Source organism: Streptomyces sp. NPDC042002, assembly GCF_055588305.1.
In genome coordinates, this window is the sequence record NZ_JBVJCT010000001.1 from 374,954 (window position 1) to 390,655 (window position 15,702).

At 71.0% G+C, this 15,702-nt stretch carries 17 protein-coding genes and 1 pseudogene; 8 read left to right on the forward strand and 10 right to left on the reverse strand.

Annotated elements, in window-relative coordinates; genetic code table 11:
- The first annotated feature begins 104 nt into the window (after positions 1-104).
- On the forward strand, positions 105-278 hold the full coding sequence (locus ACZ6KY_RS01605; protein ID WP_339128732.1) for a hypothetical protein: 174 nt from the start codon (positions 105-107) through the stop codon (positions 276-278).
- Positions 279-457: 179 nt separating this feature from the next.
- Here the strand turns inward: ACZ6KY_RS01605 and ACZ6KY_RS01610 are convergent, their stop codons facing one another.
- Complete coding sequence (locus tag ACZ6KY_RS01610) at positions 458-904, reverse strand: hypothetical protein (RefSeq protein ID WP_469308281.1); 447 nt, start codon at positions 902-904, stop codon at positions 458-460.
- Positions 901-1,710 carry an ATP-binding protein gene (locus ACZ6KY_RS01615; protein ID WP_469308282.1) on the reverse strand — a complete coding sequence of 270 codons (810 nt, stop codon included), beginning with the start codon at positions 1,708-1,710 and terminating at the stop codon, positions 901-903. Before ACZ6KY_RS01615 ends, ACZ6KY_RS01610 begins: the two co-directional genes overlap by 4 nt.
- A gap of 260 nt (positions 1,711-1,970) precedes the next feature.
- On the opposite strand from ACZ6KY_RS01615, the gene ACZ6KY_RS01620 reads away from it, so the two are divergent.
- From ACZ6KY_RS01620 to ACZ6KY_RS01630, 3 genes are all read left to right on the forward strand, one after another.
- The gene (locus ACZ6KY_RS01620; RefSeq protein ID WP_401325355.1) at positions 1,971-2,831 is read left to right on the forward strand and encodes a helix-turn-helix domain-containing protein; all 861 of its coding nucleotides are present in this window, start codon (positions 1,971-1,973) and stop codon (positions 2,829-2,831) included.
- On the forward strand, positions 2,832-3,110 hold the full coding sequence (locus tag ACZ6KY_RS01625) for a DUF397 domain-containing protein (RefSeq protein ID WP_469308283.1): 279 nt from the start codon (positions 2,832-2,834) through the stop codon (positions 3,108-3,110).
- Positions 3,111-3,195: 85 nt separating this feature from the next.
- Entirely contained in the window at positions 3,196-3,999 is an 804-nt protein-coding gene (locus ACZ6KY_RS01630) for an SAM-dependent methyltransferase (protein ID WP_469308284.1), read from the forward strand.
- A 98-nt stretch (positions 4,000-4,097) separates the two neighbouring features.
- On the opposite strand, the gene ACZ6KY_RS01635 is transcribed toward ACZ6KY_RS01630, so the two are convergent.
- The 3 genes from ACZ6KY_RS01635 to ACZ6KY_RS01645 all read right to left on the reverse strand — a co-directional run bounded on the left by ACZ6KY_RS01635 (position 4,098) and on the right by ACZ6KY_RS01645 (position 7,195).
- Complete coding sequence (locus tag ACZ6KY_RS01635; protein WP_469308285.1) at positions 4,098-5,591, reverse strand: glutamate synthase subunit beta; 1,494 nt, start codon at positions 5,589-5,591, stop codon at positions 4,098-4,100.
- Positions 5,592-5,828: 237 nt separating this feature from the next.
- Positions 5,829-6,308, reverse strand: coding sequence for an anthrone oxygenase family protein (locus ACZ6KY_RS01640; RefSeq protein ID WP_469308286.1), 480 nt, complete (start codon positions 6,306-6,308; stop codon positions 5,829-5,831).
- A 191-nt stretch (positions 6,309-6,499) separates the two neighbouring features.
- Positions 6,500-7,195 carry a DUF2293 domain-containing protein gene (locus ACZ6KY_RS01645; RefSeq protein WP_469308287.1) on the reverse strand — a complete coding sequence of 232 codons (696 nt, stop codon included), beginning with the start codon at positions 7,193-7,195 and terminating at the stop codon, positions 6,500-6,502.
- Positions 7,196-7,336: 141 nt separating this feature from the next.
- Here ACZ6KY_RS01645 and ACZ6KY_RS01650 point away from each other — a divergent pair, with 141 nt between their 5' ends.
- Complete coding sequence (locus ACZ6KY_RS01650; RefSeq protein WP_469308288.1) at positions 7,337-7,978, forward strand: nucleoside/nucleotide kinase family protein; 642 nt, start codon at positions 7,337-7,339, stop codon at positions 7,976-7,978.
- A gap of 221 nt (positions 7,979-8,199) precedes the next feature.
- The gene (locus ACZ6KY_RS01655; RefSeq protein ID WP_469308289.1) at positions 8,200-8,637 is read left to right on the forward strand and encodes a CBS domain-containing protein; all 438 of its coding nucleotides are present in this window, start codon (positions 8,200-8,202) and stop codon (positions 8,635-8,637) included.
- A gap of 137 nt (positions 8,638-8,774) precedes the next feature.
- Here the strand turns inward: ACZ6KY_RS01655 and ACZ6KY_RS01660 are convergent, their stop codons facing one another.
- A complete protein-coding gene (locus ACZ6KY_RS01660; RefSeq protein ID WP_469308290.1) occupies positions 8,775-9,902 on the reverse strand; it encodes a magnesium and cobalt transport protein CorA in 1,128 nt (375 codons plus the stop codon).
- A gap of 259 nt (positions 9,903-10,161) precedes the next feature.
- Here ACZ6KY_RS01660 and ACZ6KY_RS01665 point away from each other — a divergent pair, with 259 nt between their 5' ends.
- On the forward strand, positions 10,162-10,956 hold the full coding sequence (locus tag ACZ6KY_RS01665) for a methyltransferase domain-containing protein (protein WP_469308291.1): 795 nt from the start codon (positions 10,162-10,164) through the stop codon (positions 10,954-10,956).
- A 98-nt stretch (positions 10,957-11,054) separates the two neighbouring features.
- On the opposite strand, the gene ACZ6KY_RS01670 is transcribed toward ACZ6KY_RS01665, so the two are convergent.
- The 3 genes and pseudogenes from ACZ6KY_RS01670 to fdhA form a co-directional block, all read right to left on the reverse strand.
- Entirely contained in the window at positions 11,055-12,032 is a 978-nt protein-coding gene (locus ACZ6KY_RS01670; RefSeq protein WP_469308496.1) for a carbohydrate kinase family protein, read from the reverse strand.
- A 17-nt stretch (positions 12,033-12,049) separates the two neighbouring features.
- The gene (locus ACZ6KY_RS01675; protein ID WP_469308292.1) at positions 12,050-12,955 is read right to left on the reverse strand and encodes a pseudouridine-5'-phosphate glycosidase; all 906 of its coding nucleotides are present in this window, start codon (positions 12,953-12,955) and stop codon (positions 12,050-12,052) included.
- Positions 12,956-13,254: 299 nt separating this feature from the next.
- Positions 13,255-14,487 (reverse strand): annotated as a pseudogene (gene fdhA, locus ACZ6KY_RS01680) (formaldehyde dehydrogenase, glutathione-independent).
- A 188-nt stretch (positions 14,488-14,675) separates the two neighbouring features.
- Here fdhA and ACZ6KY_RS01685 point away from each other — a divergent pair.
- Positions 14,676-15,038 (forward strand): cupin domain-containing protein, encoded by a 363-nt coding sequence (locus tag ACZ6KY_RS01685; RefSeq protein WP_266757515.1) that lies wholly within the window; start codon positions 14,676-14,678, stop codon positions 15,036-15,038.
- Between the two features lie 98 nt (positions 15,039-15,136).
- Here ACZ6KY_RS01685 and ACZ6KY_RS01690 read toward each other — a convergent pair whose 3' ends face one another.
- Positions 15,137-15,691, reverse strand: coding sequence for a methylated-DNA--[protein]-cysteine S-methyltransferase (locus ACZ6KY_RS01690; RefSeq protein WP_469308293.1), 555 nt, complete (start codon positions 15,689-15,691; stop codon positions 15,137-15,139).
- Positions 15,692-15,702 lie beyond the last annotated feature (11 nt).

Here is a 15,702-nt window from a genome sequence, read left to right on the forward strand (position 1 = left end):
CCTGCTACCTGGTGTCGACTTCGTCTCAGTACCGTCACTTCCAGAGCCGTTCACCCCATGGCAGGCGTTTAACTCTGGAGAGCAGCGCGACATGGAGGTAAAGGGTGAACGGGCGAATGGTGCTGGAGCGCTTTCCCGCCGGCGGACCACGCGGGTCGTGGCCCGCTGAGGAGTTCGCACAGGCGCGCCGCCAGGAGGGCCAGGCCGCGGAGGTCGTCATGGATCTCGCCTCCGACGCGTTCCTGGTCGTCGTGGGCGGTGTCGACGGCGTCGAGTGAGGGCGCGCGGGACCGTACCAGCCGCCGTTGGACGCGGGCACCTTCACCGCGAACCGTTCCGCCCGGCACGCGAGCGGAGCAAGGAACAAGCAGCAAGAGGCAGGGAGCACGGGCCAAGCAGCAAAGGCCAAGCAGCAAGGGGCAATGAGCAACAGGCAAGGAGCAGGCAGCCCCGGCGTTCACGCGCTGATCGGGCGCGACCAGGCCGGTGTAGTTCCCGTGACCCGGCACAGGGCCAGATACAGAGGTATGGGCGGGGTATACGGAAGCGTACTATCCGGTTTGTGGATGAGCCCGGGAATCTGAGGTGAGTCCGGCACGACCGCGCCCGTGACGTAGTGGGCGGGCGCCGGCCACTCCAGGGCGACATCGGAGTCGGAAGGAACAATCCACCACCAGTGCGCCGGGTCGGCGTAGACGCAGCCCACGCGAGGCAGCCGCGACAGCAGCAGCGGTCCGAAGTGGGCGGGCACGGACACCGCGTCGCAGCCCAGCGGCACCTTCATGCCCTCGGGGACGGGGAGACGCCTCGGCGGTCCGGGCTGCCGCCGTCCGCGCTTCAGGCGGACGAGCGTGTCCAGGCTCAGGACCTGCGTCGCAGGCCCCGCCGCAGACGTACGACTCACAGGCTCTCCCGTTCCCTGTCCCGATCCCGTTCCCGATGCGGATCCCGCGCCCCGAGCGGATCCCGAATCCCCAGCGGATCCCGACCCTGACTCCCGCTCCGGGCGGAGGGAGACTGGGGGTTCCCCACGGTTCCCGCCCCCCAGGATCCCTCCGCCGCCGTGCCCCGACCGTCGTTCGGGGGTTTCTTCGCGCTCCAGCCCAGGTCCGCCCGCGGGCCGGTGTCCGCGCCGGGCGGGCCCTGGTCGGACCGGGCTTCGCGGGGCCGGCCGGGCAGCCCCAGGTCCGCCCCGGACCCGAACTCGGCGTCGAGCCGGTCCAGTTCGTCCAGGTCGTGCCGGTCATCCGGGTCCGGCCGGGTCTCCCGGGTGGTGTCGCCGGTGTCATCGGCCCGGCCTGCCGAGCGCGCGATCTCCGCCCACACCAGCAGACCGGGCCCGGTGTCCTGGGCCCCCCAGGCCCTGGACACTGCCGCGACGAGAAGCAATCCCCTCCCGTGCTCCTCGTCGGGCCGTTGCGGGGAAGGGTGCGGCTCACCCGGAGCGCACCCCTCGTCACACACGGCTATGCGCACCAGGTCGTCGGCGTCGTGCAGTTCGCAGACGACGCGTTGCCCGGCGGCGTGCACGATCGCGTTGGTGACCAGCTCGGAGACCACGAGGGCCGCCGTGTCGCAGGTGTCCTCGCACACCGCCCAGCCGGACAGGCGGGACCGGGTCAGGCGTCTCGCCTGAGCCACGGAGCCCGGGTGTGCGGCCAGCTCGAAGCGGAACCGGCGCTCGGCGGTCGCTCCGGGGTGTTGCCCCATGGCGGCACGGAGACCGAACCGGTCTTCGGCGGCGTCTGTTCCTAACGGCGCGGACGGAATCACGCTTGCAACTATCTCCCCGCCGCGAACACTTGGCAAGACTCACTCTGAAAAATGCAGAGTGCCGTGTGACGCGGTGGGGGTGCGTGGCACACTGCTGGCAACAGCAAGCCGAGCGGCGCCAGTTGGGATCGTCGAGGAAGACGAGGAAGAACCCGGACGGCGCCGACCGGGCTGTCCGGACTCAGTGGAGGTGGGACGTGAGCGAACCGCGGTCCGCGCCGACGGTCGGTCAGGTCGTCCTCGGCCGACGACTGCTGGACCTGCGGGAACGCGCGGGTCTCAAGCGTGAGGAGGCCGCGCGGATCCTGCGCGTGGCCCCCGCGACAGTCCGCCGTATGGAGATGGCCGAGGTGTCGCTCAAGATCCCGTACCTTCAGCTCCTGCTGAAGTCGTACGGCGTCAGCGACGAGGAGGCCGAGGCCTTCGTCCAGTTGGCCGAGGACGCCAACAAGCCAGGGTGGTGGCAGCGGTTCCACGACATCCTGCCCGACTGGTTCTCCATGCACGTCAGCCTCGAAGGCGCCGCCGCCCTCCTGCGCTCGTACGAACCGCACTTCGTCCCCGGCCTGTTGCAGACCGAGGACTACGCCCGCGGCGTCCTGAAGGCGGGGGCCATCGGGCAGACCAGGCCCGAGGACATCGAGCGCCATGTGGCGCTGCGCATGCAGCGCCAGGATCTGCTCACGCGTGAGGACTCACCCCGGATCTGGGCCGTGATGGACGAGACGGTGCTGCGCCGCACCATCGGCGGCCCCGAAGTGATGCGCGCTCAGATCGACAAGTTGCTTCAGGCCACGAAGCTGCCCCATGTGACGTTGCAGGTGATCCCGTTCTCCTCGGGTCCGCACCCCGGCACGTACGGGCCCTTCGTGCTGTTCCGATTCGCCATGCCGGAACTCCCGGACATGGTCTACAGCGAGTACCTGACCGGCGCCGTCTACCTGGACGCGCGTTCCGAGGTGGCGACCCACCTGGAGGTCATGGACCGCATGGCGGCTCAAGCCGCCACGGCACATCGCACGAAGGAGATCCTCCGGGATCTCCGCAAGGAGCTGTGAATGGACCGCATCACGCCGGAACGCATCAACCCGCGAATAGGCAACGTGCGCATCTACAACGGAATGCCCGCCCGTGAACTGGGCAGCGAGGGCTGGCACAAACCGTGGAGCGGCGGCAACGGCGGCAACTGCCTGGAGGCGATGAAACTCGCCGACGGCCGTATCGCCGTCCGTCAGTCGGCCGACCCGGACGGTCCCGCCCTCATCTACACGCCCGGCGAGATGACCGCGTTCATCCAGGGCGCGAAAGCGGGAGAGGCGGACTTCCTTCTCTCCTGAACGACTTGCTTTCTCTTTTTCCCGACTTCCCTGAATTTGGTTCTGAGTTGATCACTTACCACGGCGCGGACTTACGGAGACCGTCATGACCGGGCAGCCCCCCATCGGAATCGACACGAGCAAGCCGCATCCCGCGCGGATGTACGACTGGTATCTCGGCGGCAAGGACAACTATCCCGTCGACGAGGAAATGGGCCGCCAGATGCTCGCCCTCGATCCGAGGGTGCCGGTGATGGCCCGGGTCAACCGCGCCTTCATGCACCGTGCCACACGCTGGCTTGCCCAGAACGGTGTGCGGCAGTTCCTCGACATCGGCACCGGCATCCCGACCGAGCCGAACCTTCACCAGGTCGCGCAGTCCGTCGCACCCGACGCACGGGTCGTGTACTGCGACAACGACCCGATCGTGCTGGCCCACGCGGCGGCCCTGCTGCGCAGCTCGGACGCGGGAGTGACCGAGTATCTGCAGGCCGATGCGCGGGACCCGGACGCCATTCTCGACGGGGCCAGGAAAGTCCTGGACTTCGGCCGGCCCGTGGCGCTCTCCCTCGTGGCGCTGCTCCACTTCGTCTCCGACGCGGACGGCGCGCACGCCCTGGTCGACCGCCTGCTGTCCGAACTGCCCTCCGGAAGCTATCTGATGGTCACGCACGCCACCGCCGACTTCACTCCCGAGGAGTCGGCGGCGGCGATCGCGAAGCTCAAGGCGGTGGGCGTCACCCTGGCGCTGCGCTCCCGCGAGGAGTTCACCCGCTTCTTCGACGGCCTCGACCTGGTCGAGCCGGGCGTCGCGGTGGTTCCCGAGTGGCACCCGGAACTGGGCGAACCGGTGCCGGGACAGGACGACGGGGTGATCCCCGGCTACGGGGCGGTGGGACGCAAACCGTAGGGATTTCAAGGGAGTTGAGCATCCCGCCGTGATTTCCTGGATACGGGATATTGCGGCGGGTCCGTCCTTTAATGGCGCGGGGCGCGGCTCCGTCGGCGTTACGCGGTCATAGGACGGTCGTACGGTCCGATCGGGGCCGGCAGGCGCGGGCGGCCCGCCCCGATCAGTGCCCGGTCCACGGCCGCGGCGACCGCCCGGCCCTCGGCGATCGCCCACACGACGAGCGACGCGCCGCGGGCCGCGTCCCCGGCGACGTACACCCCGGGAACGCCGGTGCCGAATCCGGCGTCGCGGGCGATCGTGCCGCGCGGCTCAAGTGCGATTCCCAGCTGGTCGATCAGGCCGTCGTGCCGGTCCGGGCCCAGGAAGCCGAGGGCGAGCAGCACGAGGTCGGCGGGCAGGATACGCCCGGAACCGGGGACCGGGCGTCGCCGCTCGTCGACCTCGACGAGACGCAGCGACCGCACCCGACCGTCCGCGCCTCCTTCGAAGTGCAGCGTGGACGCGGCGAAGAGCCGCGCGTCCGCGTCCGCCGCGGGTGCCGTGCCCAGCGCGCCGGCCTCCTCGTGCGCGGCGGAGAGCCGGTAGATCTTCGGATACGTCGGCCACGGCTCGGCATCCTCGTCGCGCTCGGCCTCCGGCTGCGGATAGATGTCGAGCTGGGTCACGGACGCGGCGCCCTCGCGCACGGCCGTCCCCAGGCAGTCGGCTCCGGTGTCACCGCCGCCGACGATCACCACATGCTTGCCGGCCGCGGACAACGGGGAGACCTCCAGATCCCCCTCGCACACCCGGTCGGCCAGCGGCAGATACTCCATCGCCTGATGGATGCCGGACAACTCCCTTCCGGGAACGTCCAGTTCGCGCCAGGCCGTGGCCCCGAGCGCCAGGATCACGGCGTCGTAGCGTGCCTTGAGCTCAGTCGCTCCGATGTCGGTGCCGATCACCGTCGACGGACGGAACCTGGTTCCCTCCGCGCGCATCTGGGCCAGTCGCCGGTCCAGCTGCCGCTTCTCCATCTTGAACGCGGGGATTCCGTAGCGCAGCAGACCGCCGATCCGGTCGGCCCGTTCGTACACGGCCACCGTGTGCCCGGCCCGCGTCAACTGCTGGGCCGCGGCGAGCCCGGCGGGCCCCGATCCGACGATCGCGACCGTCCGCCCGGAGAGCCGGTCCGGCGGACGCGGCGGGGTGAACCCGTCCTCCCAGGCACGGTCGGCGATGGCGACCTCGACGTTCTTTATGGTGACCGCCGGCTGGTTGATCGCCAGCACACAGCCCGCCTCGCACGGCGCGGGGCACAACCGGCCGGTGAACTCGGGGAAGTTGTTCGTGGCGTGCAGCCGGTCGCTCGCCGCCCGCCAGTCGTCCCGCGACACGAGGTCGTTCCACTCGGGGATCAGGTTGCCCAGTGGGCACGCGTCGTGACAGAAGGGGATGCCGCAGTCCATGCACCGGTCGGCCTGTTTCTCGATGATCGGCAGCAGGGCTCCGGGAACGTACACCTCGTTCCAGTCCCGCACCCGCTCCTGTACGGGCCGGCGCGGATACTCCTGGCGCGGTGTGGTCATGAAACCCTTGGGATCGGCCATGGCCGTCTCCCTCATGTACGCGTACCGGTTCGGGGCCGCACGGCGGTCGGCCGTCATCGGCCGCGGAATCCGGGCAGCACTCCTTTCCAGCCACGATACGTCGCCCGCGCACACGCCGCCGCCCCGGACGACAGCGGACCGAGGGCCCGGACGAGGGCGGACGCGCACCCGGCCGGGGGAGACGCGGACACACCGCTGGGGAGGGACGGACACACAGCTGGGGGAGGGACGGGCGGCTCAGGTGAGGGCGAGCGCGTACGACACCGCCGCGGCGGCCGAGGCGGCGGTGCGGACGTGATTCCACATCGTCCACTGGCGCACATACGTGGGCCAGTGGACGGCGGCCTCCGGTGCTCCGGGGTCCAGCCTCAGCAGCGCGTCGTTGCGCGGCACGTTCGCCGCTATCGTCACCCCGAACGCCCCGAACAGATACAGCGCGCTGCCGAGCAGCAACTCCACCGTCCCCCCGTCCGGCAGCAGCACGAACGTCACCACCGCCAGTACCGAGGACAGCACCGCCGACCCGGCGAAGACCAGCATGAACGGGGGGCGGACCGCGGCGACGTTGATCGCGTTCATCGCGGCGACCCCCTGTGCCGGCGGCAGCTGGGCGAGCGCCCTCATCACGAAGCTCGAGAACCCGTAGAACACCCCTGCCACCAGCCCGCAGCCGAGCACCCCCAGCAGTGTCAGTACGAAATACGGTCCATCGATCATGTCCACTCCCGCGTCGAACCGGCCGAACCCAAGATCCTGCACAGCGCCGACCCTCACCACAAGTGAGATCCGCTAGGACGGCAGTGGCCATGGCCGAGCGACGCGGACCCCTGTGCGAGCGTCCACCGACGCCCGCCGAGTGCCCCCTCACACTCACGTGAGCGTCACTTCACGCCTGCGTGAGCCTTCACTCACGCCCGCGCGGTGATGTCGTCGCGCCATTCCCAGAGCCTCGTGTCCACCGTGGCCGCGATCCGGCGGCGCGCCTCGTACCGCGAAACGCCGCTCATCAGCAGATGGTCGTACGGGGTCTCCGTGTGCCGTACGGACGCGCGCACCGCAGCGGTCACGGCCGCCTCGGACAGCGCGCGGCCCGCCGGGCTCCGCCCGACCCGCCCGCTGCCGCGTACCGAGGCATGTGCGGCGATCGCTCGCGCCCGGTCGGCCGGACAGCGCGGGAACAGCTGGCGTATCTCCCGTGCGAACGCGTCCGTGAAGCGGACATCTTCCGCCTCCCGGCGCTGAGCGTCCCGTGCCCGGCGTCGCCGCCGTGCCTCCGCGTCCGCCAGACACCGTTCCTCGGCCAGGGCGAGCGCCGCCTCCTCGACCATGACGCCCTGCCGCTCGTACCGGCCCCGCCGCCGGTTGAACCGCACCACGACGGCCGACAGCGTGCTGCCCTCCCGCGATCTGCGCGTCAGCGCGGTGTCGCCGCGCGGCAAGAACACCAGGTGTCCGAGATCCGCGCAGTCCAGGCACCGAGGCGCCCCCTCCTCCAGCACCAGCAGCGCGAGCGGCCCGCTCCGGCACTCGACACAGTGCCGCTTCTTGAGCGGCTGGACGACGAGAAGTCCGTTCCGGTGCGGGGGATCGACGATCGGTGCCATACGCGGTTCCTTCCCCGGACCGGCGCCACATCTGCGTCGCCGGGCGATGCCCCCGCACGCCCCGCGTCCAGGCCGCCCGATGCCTCCCGCGCCCCCTCGTGGCCCGCAGCGGCGACCGGGTCCCTTCGCGCTCGCGGCATCATGGGCCCTGTGCGACTCGAAGCGATCACCTGGGAACGGCTCGGCGACCTCCTCGCCGACCGGCTGCTCGACCTGAAGCCGGAGGACGGCGGCCCCTGGCCCCGCATCGCCTTCGACGGAGCCCCGGCCGCCCGCCCCGGCGAACTCGCGCACCGCGTCTCCGAGGCGCTGCGCATACGCGGCCGTTCCTCGCTGGTCGTCGGCGCGGAGGGCTTCCTGCGCCCCGCCTCGCTCCGGCTCGAATACGGTCACCAGGACGTCGAGGCCTATTACGACGGCTGGTTCGACACCGGCGCTCTCTGGCGCGAGGTCTTCGGCCCCCTCGAACCCGGCGGCGACGGCAGGGTCCTGCCCGACCTCCGGGACCCCGCCACCGACCGGGCCACTCGCAGTCCCTACGTCCAACTCCCGCCCGGCGGGATCCTGTTGCTGCACGGCCCCCTCCTTCTGCGCCACTGGTTCCCGTTCGATCTCAGCGTCCACGTACTCCTCTCCCCGGGTGCCCTCCGCCGCCGTACCCCCGAGGCGGAGCACTGGACTCTCCCCGCGTTCGCCCGCTACGAGAGCGAGGTGGGCCCGGTCACCACGGCCGACCTCCTGGTGCGAGCCGACGACCCCCGCCACCCGGCGTGGAACGGCTGACCTGCGTGGAACGGCTGACCACGACGGCCGTCCCCGTCCCCTCGGCCTTCGCCCCGTCCCCTCGTGCTCGCCCCGTCCCCTCGGCCTCGTCCCGGTCCGCCGGCCGCCCGGATACACGTACTTCCAGGTGCGCAGCCCCTGGGGCGCGGCGAGAATAAAGGGCGCCGGGACTAGCGGTGTGTTCCGCGCCGCGCCGGCCGTCCGGCACCGGGAGGTACTACATGACCACCGCCGGAGACATCATGCACCGTGGTGCCCAGTGGATCCCCGCCCACGAGACCCTGGACCGCGCCGCCCAGCTGATGCGCGAGCTCAACGTGGGCGCCCTGCCCATCAGCGACCAGAACGAACGCCTCTGCGGCATCCTCACGGACCGCGACATCGTCGTCGGCTGTGTGGCCATGGGCCACGACCCCGCGCAGGTCACCGCGGGCGAGATGGCCCAAGGCACACCGCGTTGGATCGATGCCGGCGCCGATGTCGGCGAAGTGCTCCAGGAGATGAAGGGGCACCAGATCCGCCGGCTTCCGGTGATCGAGGACAAGCGACTCGTCGGCATGATCAGTGAGGCCGACCTCGCCCAGCACGTCAGCGACGAACAACTCGCCGCCTGGGTCGAGAGCGTCTACGCGAGGGGAGCGAGCGGCGCGATGGGCTGACCCGGTCGTCCGACCCGGTCGGTCCCCGGCCTTCCCGACCCTCCCGTTCCGACCGGGCAGCGGCCCGAAACGCCCCGGCACCCTGCCGAACAGGTGGCGTGCTCTCGTCCGGCCGGCCGTGCCGGGCGAGAGTCGTGTCAGAGCCAGCCGTTGCGCCGGAACCCTCGGTAGAGGACGAGGCAGCCGATGGATATGGCGCCGATGACGATGGGGTAGCCGAACCTCCAGTGCAGTTCGGGCATGTTGTCGAAGTTCATGCCGTACACACCGCAGACCATGGTCGGGACGGCGATGACCGCCGCCCACGCCGTGATCTTCCGCATGTCCTCGTTCTGCGCCACCGTCACCTGCGCGAGATGTGCCTGCAGGATCGAGTTGAGCAGTTCGTCGAAGGCGGCTATCTGCTCGGTGGCCCGCAGCAGATGGTCGGAGACATCACGGAAGTACGCCTGTATCTCCGGGGCGACCACGCGGGCCGGCCTCGTCGCCAGCTCCTGGACGGGGCGGGCCAGCGGGACCACGGCCCGCTTCAGTTCGAGGAGTTCACGCTTGAGCTGGTAGATGCGGCCGGCGTCCGCGCGCGCGCCGTTCTCGGCGAACACATCGGCCTCGACCTGGTCGATGTCCGCCTGGACCGAGTCAGTCACGTTCACATAGTCGTCGACGACATGGTCCGCGATCGCGTGCAGGACCGCGGCCGGCCCCTTGGACAACTGCTGTGCATCGGACTCCAGCTCCTCGCGCAGCGGGCCTAGGGATCCGTGCCGCCCGTGCCGCACGGTGATGACGAAGTCCGGCCCGACGAACACCATGATCTCGCCGGTGTTCACGATTTCACTGGTCGCGGTCAACTCCGTGTGCTCCACGTAGCAGACCGTTTTGAACACCGCGAACAGCGTGTCGCCGTACCGCTCCAGCTTCGGACGCTGATGCGCCTCCACCGAGTTCTCGACGGCCAGTGGATGCAGGTCGAAGAGTTCGGCGATGCCCGCGAACTCCACGTCGGTCGGTTCGTGCAGTCCGAGCCAGACGAATCCCTCGTCGTGCTTGCGGATCCGCTGCACGGTGTCGACCAGGTCGCGGCCCTCGGGGATCCGGACACCGTCCTGGTACGCCACACAGTTCACCACCGCGGAGCCCAACGGCGACCGGGCGGGGTGACTCAGGTCGACACGGCGGCGCCGCCGTGTCAGCCGTGCCACTCTGCGGAGGCCGTCGACCGCACCGAGAGCCGTCACCCTCCGCAAATTCCCTGCCATGGACATCTGGATCTCCTCGCGTGGATCTCCTCGGGCCGCACCTTGCGCCTGGCGGGCCAGTCTGCCAGGCCGGATGGGACACCGGAAAAGGCTGTGGGAACGGAACATTCCGTTCCGCGGTGTGGGGCACTCGAACGGGTTGGTGTCACTCGGCGTCACCTGGCCGCGCCTGGTGCCGCCGAGCCGGGCCCGTCACATGACGCGGGTGCCGACAACGGGAGCGTCAACGATTCCCGACGAGCGGGACAACTGGGATGATCTCCCTATGACGCGAGCCGACGGGTATCTCCTCGACAACCAGCAGACCGAGGCGGGGCAGCGTTTCGACGCCCTCGCCACTCTCTTCGACCCCACGACGTTCCGGCACATGGAGCGCTTCGGCGTCGGGTCCGGCTGGCGCTGCTGGGAGGTCGGGGCGGGCGGCACGTCCGTCGTGTCCTGGCTCGCCAAGAAGGTGGGTCCGACGGGGAAGGTCGTCGCGACCGACATCGACACCTCGTGGGCCGCCTCCGTGGCACGCTCACCGGTCGAGGTCCGCGTCCACGACGTGGGTGCCGAGGAACCGCCGGGGGAGGGCTTCGATCTCGTGCACGCCCGGCTCGTACTGGTCCATGTGCCGGACCGGGAGAGGGCGTTGCGGTCGATGATCAAGGCCCTGCGGCCCGGCGGCCGGATCCTCGTCGAGGACGCCGACCCCGCCCTGCAGCCTCTGCTCTGCCCCGACGAGTACGGCCCCGAACAGCAGCTCGCGAACCGGCTGCGCCAGGGCTTCCGCGAACTGCTCGCCGATCGCGGCGCCGACCTCGCGTACGGCCGCAAACTCCCGCGGCTGCTCCGGGAGGCGGGACTGCGGGGCGTGGAGGCCGACGCGTACTTCCCCGTGACGTCACCCGCCTGCACCACGCTGGAGTCCGCGACGATCCGTCAGATCCGCGACCAGCTCGTCACCGCGGGCCTGGCCACCCAGGAGGAGATCGACCGGCATCTGGCGAACGTCGCCGCAGGGTCCATGGACCTGGCGACGGCGCCGATGATCTCGGCCTGGGGGCGCAAGAACTGAGCGAGGGCGAGAAGCAGGGAATCGGGCGCGGCGGTATGTCCTCGCCTCGCCTCGCCCTCGCCCCCGCCCTCACCTTCGTCCTCGTACGGTCGAGGCGGTCAGCGGGCCCGCGTCTCTCCCGCGCGTCGCCGTCGGCTTCCCGCGGGCGGTCTTCCGCCGACCCGCTCCACGGCCCTCGCCCCCGCCGCGCACCCCGCCGTCGCCGCCTCCTCGGGCCCGGCACCCGCGAGCAGTGCGGCGAGGAACGCGCCGGTGAACGCGTCACCGGCGCCCGTCGTGTCCCGCGGCGTCGCGGGCAGCGCCGGGACACGGACCCGGACCGACCCCGAACGGGCGACCAGGGCCCCGTCACCCCCCAACTTGACGATCACCAAGGGGAAATGGCGGCTCAGCTTGGCCGCCGCGTCGGCCGGATCGGGCAGTCCGGTCAGCAGGCACGCCTCGTCACGGCTGGGCAGCAGGACGTCCACGCCCGCGCACAGTTCCAGGAAGCGGTCCACACCCAGCTCGGTGAGGAACCCCGCCGACGCCGGGTCGAGGCTCACCGGCACACCACGCGCGCGTGCCGACTCCAGTACCACCGACACCAGCGCCCGGCTCGGCTCGGAGAAGAACAGGTAGCCCGACAGGTGCAGCCGCGCGACCCCGTCGAGCAGCGCGGGCGACCAGTCGCCCGGCGCGAGCCGCAGTGACGCCCCGCTGTCCGTGAGGAACGTACGCTCCGCCGACGCGCCGGTGTCCACCAGGCAGATCACCGTCCCGGTCGGCGTCTGCGGATCGGTCACCAGGAGGGGCCGTACGCCGCTCGCGGCGAGTTCACGTTCGTGCCACGCCGCGGCGTCGCCGCCCACGCGGCCGAGCAGCCGCACGTCGGCGCAGCCCCCGTGAACGGCCCAGCAGGCGACGTTGGCGCCCGCGCCGCCCGGTACGGTCCGGATGGCGGCGACGGTGTCGGTACCGGCGGCCAGCGGTCCGCGATGGCGTGCGACGACATCCGTGACCACGTCCCCGACGACGAGCAGAGCGCCTTGGGCCGGGTCGCCCTGATCGGCCGTACCGGCACCGCTGTCCGGGATGCCCCGGTCCGCGTCGCTCACACCCCCGCCCAGGCCGCCGCGATCCGCCCCGCGAGACGTACGTTGCCCCGTACCGCCGCCAGATTGGCGCCGAGTGAGGCGCCGTCCGTGTGCCGGACCAGATAGCCGAGCAGGAACGGCGTCACCGCCTGTCCGGTCACACCCTCCGCCTCGCACGCGCGCAGCGCGTCGGCGAGCACGCGCGCGTGGAGCGCGGGATCGAGCTGCTCCTCCTCGGGGACGGGGTTCGCGACGATGAGCGACGCGTCGGGGGCGTGCAGCGCGTCCTGCGCGCGCATCACCTCCGCCACCTGCTCGGGGGACTCCAGGGTCCAGTCCACGGGGTGCCCCGAGTCGGACAGATAGAAGCCGGGGAACCGGTCCGTGCCGTATCCGGCCACCGTCACGCCCAGCGTCTCCAGGCGCTGCAGCGTCGCGGGCACGTCCAGGATCGACTTGACGCCCGCGCACACCACCGTGATCCGGGTACGTGCCAACAGGCCCAGATCGGCGGACTCGTCCTGGGTCACCGTCCACTCGCGGTGCACGCCGCCGAGCCCTCCCGTCGCGAACACCCGCACCCCCGCGCGGGCCGCCAGCAGGGCCGTCGCGGACACGGTCGTCGCCCCGCTCGCCCCCGCGGCCACCGCGAGCGGCAGGTCACGGTGGCCCAGTTTGCGGATGCCGTCCTCGTTCGCGACCCGCTCCAGCTGGTCCTTGTCCAGACCGACGCGCGGCCGGCCGTCGAGCACGGCGATCGTCGCGGGGACGGCGCCCTCCTGCCGTACGACCTCCTCCAGTTCGAGCGCGACCTGCAGATTGCGCGGGCGGGGCAGCCCGTGGGCGATGATCGTCGACTCCAGGGCCACCACCGGCCGGCGCGCGTCGAGCGCCTCCCGCACCTCTTCGGACACCACGATCACGCGCCTGCCTCCTGTCGTCGGTCGACGTTTCCCGTCCCTGGATCTCTGGCGAGCGGCGCGCCCGGCCAAACCCTTGCGGCCAGCGGCGTACGACACCAGCCTGGCGCATGACGGACAACTCGCCATGTCTCGACCGTGCCAGGCGCGGCTCCCGCTTCCGGGCCCGGACGGGAGCGTTTCCGGGGCCCGGTACTGCGAGTAGCCCTTTCGCCGGGGCGGGACCTCGTCCCCCACGCGGGGAAGGGGTGCCCCACGCGCGCGGGAGCACCCCTTCGACAACGCGGGTCGGACAGGCCGGGTCAGACGGGCCGTACGCCGGTCAGTGCCCCATGGGGATCGAGGACGTACTTGCGCCCGGCGCCACGGTCGAACTCGGCGTAGCCGCGCGGTGCGTCCTCCAGGCCGATCACGGTCGCGTTGACCGCCTTGGCGATATGCACCCGCTCGTGCAGGATCGCCTTCATCAGCCCCCGGTGGTACCGCATCACCGGGCACTGACCCGTGGTGAACCGGTGGCTCTTGGCCCAGCCCAGGCCCAGACGCACCTTCAGCGTCCCGGTCCTCGCGTCCTGGTCGATCCCTCCCGGGTCGTCCGTGACATAGAGGCCGGGGATGCCGAGGGCGCCGCCCGCGCGGGTGACCCCCATCAGCGAGTTGAGGACGGTCGCTGGCGCCTCCTGCGCGTCCCGGCCGTGCGCCCGCGCCTCGAAGCCCACCGCGTCGACGGCCGCGTCGACCTCGGGCTAGCCGAGAATCTGCGCGACCTGGTCCTCCACGCCGCCCTGGGAGACGTCGACGGTCTCGCAGCCGAAACTCCGCGCCTGGGCGAGGCGTTCGGCATTGAGGTCCCCGACGATGACGACAGCGGCGCCCAGTAGCTGCGCCGACGCCGCCGCGGCCAGGCCGACCGGGCCCGCTCCGGCGACGTACACCGTCGAACCGACCCCGGCGCCGGCGGTGACCGCGCCGTGGAATCCGGTCGGGAAGATATCCGACAGCATGGTCAGGTCCAGGAGCTTCTCGCGCGCCTGGTCGCGGTCCGGGAACCTCAACAGGTTGAAGTCCGCGTACGGGACCATGGCGTACCCGGCCTGGCCGCCGACCCAGCCACCCATGTCGACATAGCCGTAGGCCGCCCCCGGACGCGCCGGGTTCACGTTCAGGCAGACGCCGGTGTTGCGCTCCTTGCAGTTGCGGCACCGCCCGCAGGCGATGTTGAACGGCACCGACACGATGTCCCCGACCTCGATGAACTCGACGTCCGGACCGCGCTCCAGTACCTCTCCGGTGATCTCGTGTCCCAGGATCAGCCCCTCGGGCGCGGTCGTACGGCCCCGCACCATGTGCTGGTCACTGCCACAGATATTGCTGGCGAGCACCTTGAGAATGACTCCGTGCCGGCACTTGCGGCCGACGTTCGCGCGAGCCACGCCCGGCCCGTCCTGCAGTTCAAGCGTCGGGTGGTCGATGGTCCTGACCTCCACCGCACCAGGCTTGAGATACGCGACTGCCCTGTTTCCGCTTCCGCTCATGCGTGATCGCCGTCCCTTCGGCTCCGTGACTCGGATGCCAGCGGCTGTTCGCAGGGCGGAGTCTGCTACCGGCCGCGCGCTACGGCCACCCTCCGCGTCAGGCTTTCTCGAAGTGCGGTGCGCTGCCGCGCCCGTCAGCCAGACCCTCGTCGCCCCGGGCGGCGGGCAAGCCCTTAGGGTGTCCGCTCATGACCATGAACTCCCAGGCCACGCCGTCCTTCGCCGTGCACATTCCCGACGCCGAACTCGAACCCGAGCCGCTGGACCCGGCCCAGATCGTCTCCGGTGATCCCGCTGTGACGGGCAAGGTGCTGTGGGAGTCCGCCGACGGCAAGCAGCTGCGCGGCATCTGGCAGATCACGCCCGGCGTGGTGACCGACACCGAGGCGAACGAACTCTTCGTCGTCGTCAGTGGCCGCGCCACCATCGAGGTGGAGGGCGGCGACGTCATCGAAGTGGGCCCCGGCGACGCGGCGTTCCTGCGCGAGGGCGACCGTACGACGTGGACCGTGCACGAGACGCTTCGCAAGGCGTACCACATCAGCCTCTGAGGGCCTGAGGGGCGGACGCTCCACCGCACGCATCCCCGCACGGCGCACCTCTGCGGCCTCCGCCCTGCGCTCGAACGCCGCAGAGGTGCGCCGCGACCTCAGAAAAGCGGCTCCGGGAGGACTCCTTCGAGCGCCAGCAACTTCCGCTTGGTCTCCAGACCGCCACCGAAACCGCCGATGCCGCCGTCGCTCTCGACCACCCGGTGGCAGGGCACCACGACCGGCAGCGGATTCGAGCCCATGGCCACCCCCACGGCCTGCGCCGCCCGGGGCTCGCCGACCCGTCCGGCCAGGTCGCCGTAGGCGACGACGGAACCGAACGGAACGCCCGAGTTCAACTCGCGCAGCACCTGGCGGTTGAACCCCGAGATCAGCGACCAGTCGAGCGGCAGGTCGAAGTCGTGCCGCTCGCCCGCGAAGTACGCCTCGATCTGGCGTATCGCCTCGGCCAGCAGCGGGGACCCGGGCGCCTCGACGGGCTCGCTGCCCAGACGGGACGCGAGCCGGTCGAGCGCTTTGTCACGCACCGCGTCCGACGCGTGAAAGACGACATTGACCAAGCCGTGGGGCGTCGCCGCGAGGAACAGCGGACCGATGTCCGTGCCGACGACGGACCACACGACCTGCTGCTCGTACCGCCCATGGCTGTTCACGCGATCCACCG

What these genes read in the sequence shown, in the direction of transcription:
- ACZ6KY_RS01685 (WP_266757515.1), top strand. Translation starts at nt 14,676, where the DNA reads ATGACCATGAACTCCCAGGCCACGCCGTCCTTCGCCGTGCACATTCCC.
- ACZ6KY_RS01655 (WP_469308289.1), top strand. Translation starts at nt 8,200, where the DNA reads ATGACCACCGCCGGAGACATCATGCACCGTGGTGCCCAGTGGATCCCC.
- ACZ6KY_RS01640 (WP_469308286.1), bottom strand. Translation starts at nt 6,308, where the DNA reads ATGATCGATGGACCGTATTTCGTACTGACACTGCTGGGGGTGCTCGGC.
- ACZ6KY_RS01625 (WP_469308283.1), top strand. Translation starts at nt 2,832, where the DNA reads ATGGACCGCATCACGCCGGAACGCATCAACCCGCGAATAGGCAACGTG.
- ACZ6KY_RS01650 (WP_469308288.1), top strand. Translation starts at nt 7,337, where the DNA reads ATGGGCCCTGTGCGACTCGAAGCGATCACCTGGGAACGGCTCGGCGAC.
- ACZ6KY_RS01630 (WP_469308284.1), top strand. Translation starts at nt 3,196, where the DNA reads ATGACCGGGCAGCCCCCCATCGGAATCGACACGAGCAAGCCGCATCCC.
- ACZ6KY_RS01615 (WP_469308282.1), bottom strand. Translation starts at nt 1,710, where the DNA reads ATGGGGCAACACCCCGGAGCGACCGCCGAGCGCCGGTTCCGCTTCGAG.
- ACZ6KY_RS01660 (WP_469308290.1), bottom strand. Translation starts at nt 9,902, where the DNA reads ATGTCCATGGCAGGGAATTTGCGGAGGGTGACGGCTCTCGGTGCGGTC.
- ACZ6KY_RS01645 (WP_469308287.1), bottom strand. Translation starts at nt 7,195, where the DNA reads ATGGCACCGATCGTCGATCCCCCGCACCGGAACGGACTTCTCGTCGTC.
- ACZ6KY_RS01665 (WP_469308291.1), top strand. Translation starts at nt 10,162, where the DNA reads ATGACGCGAGCCGACGGGTATCTCCTCGACAACCAGCAGACCGAGGCG.
- ACZ6KY_RS01635 (WP_469308285.1), bottom strand. Translation starts at nt 5,591, where the DNA reads ATGGCCGATCCCAAGGGTTTCATGACCACACCGCGCCAGGAGTATCCG.